Annotated in this window: 12 protein-coding genes; 2 read left to right on the top strand and 10 right to left on the bottom strand. The window is 62.5% G+C overall.

Features of this window, described 5'->3' with window-relative positions:
• The first annotated feature begins 103 nt into the window (after positions 1-103).
• Complete coding sequence (gene ppsR / locus ACK2VC_RS00240) at positions 104-943, top strand: posphoenolpyruvate synthetase regulatory kinase/phosphorylase PpsR (protein WP_486731604.1); 840 nt, start codon at positions 104-106, stop codon at positions 941-943.
• A 199-nt stretch (positions 944-1,142) separates the two neighbouring features.
• The gene (locus ACK2VC_RS00235; protein ID WP_486731603.1) at positions 1,143-1,469 is read left to right on the top strand and encodes a hypothetical protein; all 327 of its coding nucleotides are present in this window, start codon (positions 1,143-1,145) and stop codon (positions 1,467-1,469) included.
• A gap of 22 nt (positions 1,470-1,491) precedes the next feature.
• Here the strand turns inward: ACK2VC_RS00235 and lpdA are convergent, their stop codons facing one another.
• The 10 genes from lpdA to lpxD all read right to left on the bottom strand — a co-directional run bounded on the left by lpdA (position 1,492) and on the right by lpxD (position 11,820).
• On the bottom strand, positions 1,492-2,895 hold the full coding sequence (gene lpdA / locus ACK2VC_RS00230) for a dihydrolipoyl dehydrogenase (protein ID WP_486731602.1): 1,404 nt from the start codon (positions 2,893-2,895) through the stop codon (positions 1,492-1,494).
• Between the two features lie 3 nt (positions 2,896-2,898).
• Positions 2,899-4,191: a dihydrolipoamide acetyltransferase family protein gene (locus ACK2VC_RS00225; protein ID WP_486731601.1), complete on the bottom strand. Its 1,293-nt coding sequence runs from the start codon at positions 4,189-4,191 to the stop codon at positions 2,899-2,901.
• 1 nt (position 4,192) lies between these two features.
• Positions 4,193-5,197 (bottom strand): alpha-ketoacid dehydrogenase subunit beta, encoded by a 1,005-nt coding sequence (locus ACK2VC_RS00220; protein ID WP_486731600.1) that lies wholly within the window; start codon positions 5,195-5,197, stop codon positions 4,193-4,195.
• A 62-nt stretch (positions 5,198-5,259) separates the two neighbouring features.
• A complete protein-coding gene (locus tag ACK2VC_RS00215) occupies positions 5,260-6,492 on the bottom strand; it encodes a thiamine pyrophosphate-dependent enzyme (RefSeq protein ID WP_486731599.1) in 1,233 nt (410 codons plus the stop codon).
• 270 nt (positions 6,493-6,762) lie between these two features.
• On the bottom strand, positions 6,763-7,545 hold the full coding sequence (locus tag ACK2VC_RS00210) for a TrmH family RNA methyltransferase (protein WP_486731598.1): 783 nt from the start codon (positions 7,543-7,545) through the stop codon (positions 6,763-6,765).
• Positions 7,542-8,225, bottom strand: coding sequence for a ribonuclease HII (gene rnhB / locus ACK2VC_RS00205; protein WP_486731597.1), 684 nt, complete (start codon positions 8,223-8,225; stop codon positions 7,542-7,544). The genes ACK2VC_RS00210 and rnhB overlap by 4 nt, the downstream gene beginning before the upstream one ends.
• Positions 8,226-8,348: 123 nt before the next feature.
• Positions 8,349-9,530, bottom strand: a complete 1,182-nt coding sequence (gene lpxB / locus ACK2VC_RS00200) for a lipid-A-disaccharide synthase (protein ID WP_486731596.1) — start codon at positions 9,528-9,530, stop codon at positions 8,349-8,351.
• Positions 9,514-10,302, bottom strand: a complete 789-nt coding sequence (gene lpxA, locus ACK2VC_RS00195; RefSeq protein ID WP_486731595.1) for an acyl-ACP--UDP-N-acetylglucosamine O-acyltransferase — start codon at positions 10,300-10,302, stop codon at positions 9,514-9,516. The genes lpxB and lpxA overlap by 17 nt, the downstream gene beginning before the upstream one ends.
• Entirely contained in the window at positions 10,302-10,772 is a 471-nt protein-coding gene (gene fabZ, locus ACK2VC_RS00190) for a 3-hydroxyacyl-ACP dehydratase FabZ (RefSeq protein ID WP_486731594.1), read from the bottom strand. The genes lpxA and fabZ overlap by 1 nt, the downstream gene beginning before the upstream one ends.
• A complete protein-coding gene (lpxD, locus tag ACK2VC_RS00185; protein WP_486733272.1) occupies positions 10,765-11,820 on the bottom strand; it encodes a UDP-3-O-(3-hydroxymyristoyl)glucosamine N-acyltransferase in 1,056 nt (351 codons plus the stop codon). Before lpxD ends, fabZ begins: the two co-directional genes overlap by 8 nt.
• Between the last annotated feature and the right edge of the window lie 30 nt (positions 11,821-11,850).

Raw genomic sequence — 11,850 nt, 5'->3', positions numbered from 1 at the left:
AGTGACTGATACATATTCCGTGCCATTTTACAACCTGCCATCCCGTTTTGCCTTGTCCGCCGTCGATTTTTGACTTGGTTTTTTTATATTTTTTCGAGTCCACATGCTTCCTCCCACCCTGCCACCCGCCGATCGCACCGTTTTTTTTATCTCCGACGGCACCGGCATCACCGCCGAAACCTTTGGCCATTCGCTGCTGACCCAATTTGAATTGCGCTTCAAACACGTGCGCCTGCCATTCATCGACACCATGGACAAGGTATATGAGGCGGTGCAACGCATCAATGCCGCCTTTGAGAACGACGGCAAGCTGCCAATCGTCTTTTCAACCATGGTCAAGGCCGAGCTATCGTCAGCTGTGCGACTGTCAAAAGCGATGCACATGGATCTGATCCACACTTTCGTCGAGCCGCTGGAGCAGGAACTCGGGATCAAATCGACGCACACCATTGGCCGTAGCCACAACATTGCCAACTCGGACGAATACAAGAACCGGATCGAAGCCATCAATTTTTCGCTGGCGCATGACGACGGCCAATCAAACCTGAACCTGGCGGCGGCCGACGTCATCCTGGTCGGCGTCTCGCGCTCGGGAAAAACCCCGACCAGCCTGTATCTAGCGATGCAATTCGGCGTCAAGGCGGCCAACTATCCGCTGATTCCGGATGATTTCGTGCGCAACAAGCTACCGAGCGATCTGGTGCCCTACAAGCACAAAATTTTTGGCCTGTCGATTGCCCCCGACCGGCTGTCGGAAGTGCGCAACGAGCGACGCCCCGGCAGCAAATATGCAGCACTGGAAAATTGCCGCTATGAAGTCAACGAAGCGGAACGGATGATGCGGCGCGAAGGCATCCGCTGGATGTCATCCACCGCCAAGTCAATCGAGGAGATTGCGACCACGATCCTGCAGGAGTTGAAATTCGACTGGCGAACCTATTGAGCGAGGCTCCCGCGTCGCCCGGTGGCGACACCAATGCTGCCTCATTCCTCGCATCTCACAGAAACTTGCTGCTATAAAAACGCTCTTATATTTTGTGCCTATTCGACATCGCGAGATGGCGGGTGACGGCGTTTAAATCAGAGCTGGAAAAGCAATATCGGGTGATAGTTGATCGCAGGCAATGCGGTGGGAGCGCAACATGGAGATTTTTTTGATTGAACTGGTTTTATGGGGAGGATTGGCGTTTCTTTTCTGGGTCATGAAAGACAAGCTGGATGGAGTCGAATCGAATCTCGCCCCCGATCCCTCGGACCGACAACGATCGCAAGCGATTCCGGTGCATTTTGATCATGCCGAGTTGCTCGCCGATCCCATCGGAACCTATTCTGAGCAGCCAATTTATCAGCATGCCCGCATCGCCGGGAAAAATTACGAGTTTTCTCATGTTTGCCCATGGGAAAACCGTCTCACCATGCGCCCCAATGAGCGTTATTTAAGCCCCGGATTGGTATACACCTTGTGCTAAGCGCCGGACGCGCGGGCCGCCGTCAAAGATGCAATGCCCGGCCCAAGCCGCGCAGCGCGGCTTCCTGCACGGCTTCGCCCAGTGTCGGGTGGGCATGAATGGTACCGGCAACATCTTCCAGGCGCGCTCCCATTTCGATCGAATGCGAGAAAGCGGTGCATAGCTCCGACACGCCGCGGCCGACCGCTTGCCAGCCGACAATCAGGTGGTTGTCGCGCCGCGCCACCACGCGCACGAATCCCTCGCCCGCCTCCAGCGTCATCGCGCGGCCGTTTGCGGCAAATGGAAATTCGGCGTGGATGCAATCCAGCCCGGCCTGCACCGCAGCCCGTGGTGTTTGCCCAACCACCGCGATTTCCGGATCGGTAAAACACACCGCGGGGATTGCGGTCGGCTCGAAATACCGCCGCTGGCCAGCGATGATCTCGGCCACCACTTCCCCCTGCGCCATCGCCCGATGCGCCAGCATCGGTTCGCCGGCGAGGTCGCCGATCGCCCAGACTCCCTGCATCGAGGTGCGGCACTGGTGATCGACCTTGACCGAACGGCCATCCATGTCGAGCATCAGCGCTTCCAGCCCGAAACCTTGAGTCCGCGGCCGGCGCCCGACCGCCACCAGTATGCGATCCGCGCGCAATTCGAATTCTTCGCCCTGCGCATTGCGTACACGCAGCGCGTCTTCCTGCGCCCCCTTGCCCTGCACCGTGCAACCCAGGTGCAGTTGCACTCCCAGCCGCTGCAGTGATGCCGTCACCGGCTTGACCAGTTCCTCGTCATAGGACGGCAAGATTCGCTCGAACGCCTCGACCACCGTGACCTCGGCACCCAGCTTGCAATACGCGGTCCCCAGTTCGAGGCCGATATAACCGCCGCCGACCACCAGCAGTTTTTGCGGCAGCGAGGGCGGCGACAAGGCTTCGGTTGCCGAAATCACCGCTCCACCGAAGGGCAGCATCGGCAGCTCCACCGGCTCCGAACCGGACGCCAGCAACAGGTGCTGGCAAGCGATGCGCGCGCCTTCCCCTTCTCCGTCGCCGGGCAGTACCTCAACCGTCTTGCCGTCGATGATGCGGGCCCAGCCCTTGATTACCCGGACACCGCTTTTTTTCAGCAATGCGGCCACACCCGACGTCAGTTTGCGCACGATGCCGTCTTTCCAGCGCACCGTCTGCGCCAGATCGATGGCCGGCGACTGTACCCGGATGCCGAGCGGCGAATCGCCGGCATAGTGGCCGACCCGCTCGAACGCCTCGGCGGCGTGGATCAGCGCCTTCGATGGGATGCAGCCGATGTTCAGGCAAGTACCGCCAAGCTGGGCGCCTTCAATCAGCGTGGTGGCAATGCCCAATTGCGCGGCGCGGATTGCCGCGACATAGCCGCCCGGACCGCCGCCGATCACCAGCAGCGTGGTTGTTTGAGTGTTCATCGATTAATCCAGAAACAGCGTCGAGGGGCATTCCAGCAAGCCGCGCAGCGCCTGCACGAACTGTGCGGCATGCATGCCGTCCACCACCCGGTGGTCGAACGAGGAAGACAGGTTCATCATCTGCCTGGCCACCACGGCTCCGTCCCGAATCACCGGGCGCAGCACCATGCGGTTGACGCCAAGGATGGCGACTTCCGGATGGTTGATTACCGGCGTCGACACGATGCCTCCCAATGCCCCGAGGCTGGTGATGGTGATGGTCGAGCCGGAGAGCTCGTCACGCGTCGCCTGGCCGTTGCGCGCGGCTTCCGCCAGGCGCGCGATTTCCGCCGCGCTGGACCAGAGATCACGCGCCTCGGCATGACGCACTACCGGCACCATCAGGCCGGCTTCGGTCTGGGTGGCAATGCCCATATGCACCGCACCGTAACGGGTGACGATACCGGCATCGTCGTCAAAGCGCGCATTGATCTGCGGGAATTCGCGCAAGGCCAGCACCACCGCCCGCATCAGGAATGGCAGCACGGTGAGCCGGCCGCGAGCGGCGCCGCGCGTCTCGTTCAAGCGCACGCGCAGCGCCTCCAACTCGCTCATGTCAATTTCTTCGACATAAGTGAAATGCGGAATACGGCGCTTCGATTCCTGCATTTTCTGCGCGATCTTGCGGCGCAGACCGATTACCGGCAGCGCCACCTGATCCTGCCGTTCCGCGTACCCCGCCGCATGCGTGCGCGATGCGCCCTGGTCGCCAGCCCCGGCCACATAGGCATCAAGATCCGCGTGAGTAATCTGCCCCGCCGCGCCGCTGCCGGCCACATAGCGCAATTCGATGCCGAGATCCCACGCCCGTTGGCGCACCGCGGGCGAGGCCAGCGGCTTGTCGCCGGCTTGCCGCGGCGCCCATGCTGCCGCCGCCACGGACGCTACGCTCTCCGGCGCAGGTCGCGATACCGCGGCAACCGGCGCTGGCGCGGGCGCGGCCGCCAACACGGCGGGCGCGGCCGGCGCCTCGGCGCTAGCAGCAGCAGAAGCTGCGGCGCCGAGATTGCCCGCGCCTTCGACCTCGATGCGGATCAATTCCGAGCCGACCGCCATCACCTGGCCGATCGTTCCGCCGAGCGCCAGTACCTTGCCAGCCACCGGCGACGGAATTTCAACCGTTGCCTTGTCGGTCATCACATCGGCCAGCAACTGGTCCTCCAGAACGCTGTCGCCCGGCTTGACGTGCCACGTTACCAGCTCCACCTCGGCAATACCCTCGCCGATATCCGGCATGCGAATTACATGAACACCCATCTCAAGCCTCCATCGCCCGCTTGAACGCCGCGCCTACGCGCGCCGGCCCGGCAAAATAAGCCCATTCCTGGGCGTGCGGGTAAGGGGTGTCCCAGCCGGTCACGCGCTCGATCGGCGCTTCGAGATGGTAGAAACAATGCTCCTGCACCAGCGCGATCAGTTCGGCGCCAAAGCCGCTGGTACGCGTGGCTTCGTGCACCACCACGCAACGGCCGGTTTTCTTGACGGAAGCGACGATCGCCGCCAGGTCGAGCGGCCAGATACTGCGCAGGTCGATGATTTCGGCGTCGATGCCGGTTTCCTGCGCCGCCGCTTCAGAGACGAACACCATCGTGCCGTAGGTCAGCACGGTCAGCTCGCTGCCAGGCCGGAACACGGCGGCCGATTCCAGCGGCACCGTGTAATACCCCTCCGGCACTTCGCCCAGCGGGTGTTTCGACCAGGGCACCACCGGCTTTTCATGGTGACCGTCGAACGGGCCGTTATAGAGGCGCTTGGGTTCCAGGAAAATCACCGGATCGTCGCACTCGATCGAAGCGATCAGCAAACCTTTGGCGTCGTACGGATTGGATGGCATCACGGTGCGCAAGCCGCACACATGGGTGAAAATCGCCTCCGGGCTCTGGCTATGGGTCTGTCCGCCGTAAATGCCACCGCCGCAAGGCATGCGGATGGTCAACGGCGCGGTGAAGTCCCCGGCCGAGCGGTAGCGCAAGCGCGCCGCCTCGGAAATGATCTGGTCGGATGCCGGATAGAAATAATCGGCAAACTGGATTTCCACCACCGGGCGCAGGCCGTAGGCGCCCATGCCCACCGCCACGCCGACGATGCCGCCTTCCGAGATTGGCGCGTCGAACACGCGCGTTCTGCCATGCTTGGCCTGCAAGCCTTCGGTACAGCGGAACACGCCGCCGAAATAGCCGACGTCCTGGCCGTACACGACCACATTTCTGTCGCGCTCCAGCATCACATCCATCGCCGAGCGCAACGCTTGGATCATGGTCATCGGTACGCTCGGCCCTGTGCTGGCGGTTGCCATCATTTTGGTTCCAGCTTCTGCATTCATCGTCACACTCCGAGCTGTTGGCGCTGCCGGCGCAAATGCTCCGGCATATCCTTGTAGACGTCCTCGAACATCGCCGCCGCGCTTGGAATGCGGCCGTCCGCCAGCGTGCCGTAACGCTCCGCCTCCTTCTGCGCGGCCACGATCTCGGCTTCCAGTTCCTGTTGCATCTGCGCATGCTCTTCCTCGGACCATGCGCCCAAGGAAATCAAATGCTGCTTCAGGCGTGCGATCGGGTCGCCCAGCGGAAAGCGCGACCAATCGTCTGCTGGCCGGTACTTTGAGGGATCATCCGAGGTTGAATGCGGGCCGCCGCGGTAGGTCACCCACTCGATCAGCGTCGGCCCAAAATTGCCCCGCGCGCGCTCGATCGCCCACTGCGAAGCGGCATAAGCAGCCAGGAAATCGTTGCCGTCAACCCGCAGCGAGGCGATCCCGCAGCCGACGCCACGGCCGGCAAAAGTGGTGCTCTCGCCGCCGGCAATCGCCTGAAAGGTGGAGATCGCCCACTGGTTGTTGACCACGTTCAGGATCACCGGCGCGCGATACACGTGGGCGAAGGTAAGCGCGTTGTGGAAATCGGCCTCGGCCGTGGCGCCATCCCCGATCCAGCCGGAAGCGATCCGGGTGTCGCCCTTGATGGCCGATGCCATGGCCCAGCCGACCGCCTGGATGAACTGCGTCGCCAGGTTGCCGGAGATCGAAAAGAACCCGAGCTTGCGCATCGAGTACATGATCGGCAACTGCCGCCCCTTCAGTGGGTCGCGTTCATTCGAGAGCAACTGGCAGATCATGTCGACCAGTGGCGCGTCGCGCGCCATCAGCAGGCTTTGCTGGCGATACGAGGGAAAGCACATATCGCCCTCGCCAAGAGCCAGTGCATGCGCGGTGCCGATGGCTTCTTCGCCCAGGCTCTGGATGTAGAACGACATCTTTTTCTGGCGCTGCGCGATCACCATGCGGGCGTCGAAAATGCGGGTCTTCAGCATGACGCGCAGTCCGCGGCGCAACAGTGCAGGATCGATATCCAGCCGCCAGGGGCCGATTGCCTGTCCCTGATCGTCCAGCACGCGCACCAGGCCGGTGGCAAGCGATGCCGTGTCGGACGGAGCCACGTCTATCGGCGGCCGCCCCAATTCGCCGGCGGGGGATAAATGAAGATATGAGAAATCAGTCTCACGGCCAGGACGCCCTGTCGGCTCCGGCACGTGCAGATGCAGTGCTTGGGTATGGTCCATCCGGTCTCCTCCACGCTCGATTGTGTCTTGCGCTGGTCCGATAAATTGCCGATTCCATGGTATTGAATTCGGCGGGTTCCAAATATACCACCGTTGCCAAGCGGCGTTTCAGAAATAAATCACACTTTTTTACGAAGAATTGATGGCCATCGGCGAGGAGGATTCCCTGGAGCGCGCAGGGAAAACAGCCGGAAGAATCAGAGGCGAATGGCGGCCCGAAGCCGGCGCCGGCAAAGCCGGAGCCAATAACACCAGGGGGCGTATGCCCATTCACTGATGGGACTGCCGGCGCTGTTCGAAAAAACAGACCGCCGCCGCCGCCGCGACATTCAACGACTCGATGCCTGCGGACTGCGGTATCGTCACCTGGAGGCTGGCGAGCGCCAGCAATTCGGGCCGCACGCCCTGCCCTTCATGGCCGAACAGCCAGGCTACCGGACGCTTCAGATCGGTCTCGTACAAGGTTTGCCACGCATGCGAACTGGTTGCCAGCAAGGGGATGCGTGCCGCCCGCGCCAGCGCGGCCAGGTCTTGATTCTCGAAAATCTCGAGCAGGAAATGCGCCCCCATTCCAGCCCGCAGGACCTTCGGCGACCAGGCGAATACAGTGCCGGGCGAACAGTAGATTTGTCGGATACCGGCGGCGGCCGCACTGCGCAGGATCGAACCGAGGTTGCCCGGGTCCTGCAACTGGTCAAGCAGCACCGCCGATTGCGTCAATGCGGCCGGCGCTTGCGGTTGCGGCGCCTCCACCAGCAGCAGCGGGCCGGTTCCATGCTCCACCTGGCTCAAGGTGTGGTACAGCGCGTCGGGCAGGATCACGCAACGGTCACCGGCGGCGCACTTCGCCATCAAGGCGGCCACCTCGGGATTGCCTTGCGCGCTATCGCCGACCACGCACAGCAGCGGCAGGCCGACATGCTGCAGATAGGCCTGCGCCAGATGGATGCCATCCAGCAGCGCACGACCCGATTTGCGGCGCGCCTGCGAACTGGTCGCCAGTTGCTTCAGTTCCTTGTACAGCGGGTTATCGCGCGAGGTAATCCGCTTCATACCAGCCTCGCCGACGGATTCGTCATGGCCGCCGCTTCGGCCGCGGCCGGTGCTGTGTCGAGCACCGCCCGCACCGGCGCATAAGACTTGCGATGCGCCGGCGAAGCGCCAAACCGGCGCAGGCGTTCCAGGTGCAAGGCGGTTCCGTAGCCCTTGTGCTGATCGAATCCGTATTCCGGATATTGCTGGTGCAGCAGATACAGCGCGGTGTCGCGTGCCGTCTTGGCCAGGATCGAAGCGGCCGAAATCGCCGGCACCGTGGCGTCGCCTTTGACGATCGCCTGGGCCCGGATCTTCAGCGGTGGACAGCGATTGCCGTCGATCAGGGCCAGATCAGGTATATGCGCCAGCCCTTCCACCGCGCGCCGCATGGCCAGCATGGTGGCTTGCAGGATGTTGAGCGTATCGATTTCCTGCTCGGAACAGGATGCGATCGACCATGCCAGCGCGCCTGCCCGGATTTCCAGCGCGAGTTGATCGCGCCGCGCCTCGCTCAGCTTCTTGGAGTCGCGCAAGCCGGCGATTGGATGCGCCGGATCGAGTATCACCGCCGCCGCAAACACCGGGCCGGCCAGCGGCCCGCGCCCTGCCTCATCGACGCCGCAGACAATCTGACCGGAATTGTCAAATGCAGCCGATATCAGTTCAGCCTGTCTCACGCGCGCGCACCGACCAGGCATTCAGCCTGCTGGATGATGCCAAACGGAAGTTGAAGTCTACACATACTCCCTATACAACCGGCAAAATTCGCATATAAAATAATGATCTTCACGATATACCCGCACTCAAATTGCACTGCGAGATCAAGGCATTGACCTGGCCGCGCCCATCACGTCCAGCACCGCACGCGCGCTTTCGCTCGCGGTATTGCGCAGCAAGGCGTAATGCATGTCGGTAAAGCGCTGCAACAGGCGGCTGCGGTTGCCGGCGTCATGCAACTGGTAGCCGATGGCATCGGCCAGCGCCAATGGCGTCGCCTGCTGCTGCAGCAATTCCGGCACGACGAATTCGCGCGCCAGGATATTCGGCAAGCCAATCCAGGGCAGATAACTCATGTGGCGCAGCACATGCCAGGACGCGCCCATCATCTTGTAGGCGATCACCATCGGCTTCTTGAACAGCGCGACTTCCAGCGTGGCGGTCCCGGACGCCACCAGCACCGCATCGGCGGCGGCCATCGCTGCATGCGACTGCCCGTCGACCAGCTCAATCGGCACCTGCTGCAATCCCGCCTGCGCCACCAGCTCGCTGAAATAGCGGCGCTGGGCCAGCCCCGCCATCGGCACGACGAAACGCAGCGAAGGCTCGCGCTGGGCCAGGATCGCCGCCGCCGCGACAAAGGCGACGCTGTTGTACTTGATCTCGGACATACGGCTGCCCGGCAGCAGGGCAACCACCGGCCCGGCGGCAGGCAGTCCGAGCGTCTTGCGCGCCGCCGCCACGTCGGGGGTCATGGGAATCACCTCGGCCAGCGGATGGCCGACGTACGTCACCGGGATGCCGACGTCCCGATATAAAGTTTCCTCGAACGGGAAAATCACCAGCATGTGCGATACCGCGCGCTTGATTTTATCGATGCGGCCGCCGCGCCAGGCCCAGACCGAGGGGCTGATGAAATGCACGGTCGGAATTCCGGCCCGCTTCAATTGCATTTCCAGGCCCAGGTTGAAGTCGGGCGCGTCGACACCGATGAATACCGCCGGCTTCTCCGCCAGCAGTTGATCGCGCAAGGCGTTCTGGATGTGCTTGATGCCGCGGTAGTGCGCCAGCACTTCGAACAGGCCGCGCACCGCCAGCTTTTCCATCGGCCAGTCGGACACGAAACCGTATTCCGCCATGCGCGCGCCGCCGATGCCGTGCATGTGGGCCTCGGGCAGTTGCGCGCGCAAGCCGGACAGCAGGCGCGCGGCCAGTAGATCGCCCGAGGTTTCGCCGGCGACCAGGGCAATTGCGGGCCCGGCCAACTTGTCAGCGGATGATGCCACGGGGAGAGGACTCGACGAATTCGCGCAGCTGGCGCAAATACTGGGCGGCGCCGGGCGATTTCTGCTCTTCCGCCAGCAGCGCCTGCTTCGCCTCTTCCAACGGCAGGTTGGTCCGGTACAGCAAGCGATAACCCCGCTTGATGGCGGCAATCTGCTCGCTGGAAAAGCCGCGCCGCTGCAAGCCGATGCTGTTGATACCGGCCGGCGCCGCCCGATTTCCCGCCGCGGTGACGAACGGCGGCACATCCTGGCTGACCGCAGCGGTGAACGCCGTCATCGCATAGGCGCCGATATGGCAGAACTGATGGACGGTGGTGAAGCCGCCCAGTACCGCCCAGTCGCCAATCACCACGTGGCCGCCCAGCGTCGCATTGTTCGACATCGTGATATTGCTGGCCAACTGGCAGTCGTGCGCGATGTGCACGTAGGCCATGATCCAGTTATCGTCGCCCAAGCGCGTGACGCCGGCATCCTGCACCGTGCCGCGGTTGATCGTGACGAATTCGCGGATCGTGTTGCGATCGCCGATTTCGAGCCGGGTAGGCTCGCCGCCGTATTTTTTATCCTGCGGCGCGGCGCCGATCGAGCAGAACTGGAAAAACGTATTATCGCGGCCGACGGTGGTATGGCCCTCGATCATCGCGTGCGGGCCGACCCTGGTGCCGGCGCCGAGCGTCACATGCGGGCCGATCACCGCATACGGGCCGATCTCGACGGTAGCGTCCAGCACCGCGCCCGGATCGACGATCGCGGTCGGGTGAATGCGTGCCATCACTGCTCCGCGGGCTGGCTCGCGTCGGCTACCGTACGCATCGTGCACATCAATTCGGCTTCCACCGCAAGCTGTCCGTCAACCGTACCCTGCGCCTTGTATTTCCAGATGCCGCGCGAGGTGCGCAGAATTTCCACCTGCAGCATCAACTGGTCGCCAGGCTCCACCGGACGCTTGAAACGGACACCATCGATGCCGACGAAATAGACGACGTTGTTGTCGCCCGGCTTCAGATTCATCGTCAGGAAAGACAGCAGCGCCGCCGCTTGTGCCAGCGCTTCCACCATCAGCACTCCCGGCATGACCGGCTTGTGCGGGAAATGACCGTTGAAGAACTGCTCGTTGGCGGTAACGTTTTTCAGTGCGGTGATGCTTTTGCCGGATTCCCAATCGACCACCCGATCGACCAGCAAGAGCGGATAACGATGCGGCAGATATTCCTTGATTTGGGTAATGTCGAGACTATTCATTATTCTTTTCTGTAAGCGATTTGAGTGTTTTCTCCAGCTCCCGGATTTTCTCACGCATCGTTGCCAGGTTGCGCACCACGGCAGCCGATTTTTCCCACTCGCGATTTTTCGCCAGCGGGTAGAACCCGGTGTACAGGCCGGGCTCATGAATCGAACGCGACACCATGCTGCCGGACGAAACATGGACGTTGTCCGCTATCGTCAAATGGCCAAGCACCATCGCTGCGCCGCCAAAGGTGCAATGTTTGCCGATCACTGCGCTGCCGGCAACACCGACACACCCGGCCATCGCGGTATGGGCGCCGATATGGCAGTTGTGACCGATCTGGATCTGATTGTCCAGCTTGACGCCATCCTCGATGATGGTGTCTTCCAGGGCACCGCGGTCGATCGTGGTATTGGCGCCGATCTCAACGTCATCACCGATCCGCACCGCGCCGGTTTGCGGAATCTTGATCCAGGCGCCATTGTCGTTGGCGAAGCCAAAGCCGTCCGCCCCGATCACCGCCCCCGAATGCACGATGCCGCGCTGACCAATGCTGCAGCCGGCATGCAGGCTGACGTGTGCGAATAGGTGGGTGTGAGCACCGATCCTGGCACCGTGACCGACGAAACAGCCGGCGTCGATCACCGCATGCTCGTCGATTTGCACCCCAGCCTCGATCGTCGCCTGCGGCCCGATGCAGGCAGTGACAGCGATGCGGGCGCTGGAATCGACACTAGCGCTGGGGTGGATTCCAGGAACCGACACCCGCGCACTGCGCGCGGCGAACCATTGCGCCACTCGCGCAAAATAGGCATAGGGATTGTTGGTTACAATCCGCGCACCGTGCCACCCGGAACCCAGAATCGCTTCGTCCGTCGGGCTCAGGATCAGCGCGGCGGCGCGGGTTTGCGCCGCCTGCGCGCGCAGCTTGGGATTGCTCAGGAAGGTGATATGCGCGGCGTTTGCATGCTCCAGCGGCGCAATGCCGGATACGAGGATATTCGGGTCTCCCACCAATTGCCCACCCAGGTGGTCGACCAGCTCCTGCAGCCGAGTGCTCATCATGGTTTCTTCAGTCATGCAGCACCGTAC

The sequence above is a fragment of the Herbaspirillum sp. WTB6 genome (assembly GCF_057457785.1).
This window is presented reverse-complemented; position numbering and strand designations above follow the sequence as displayed.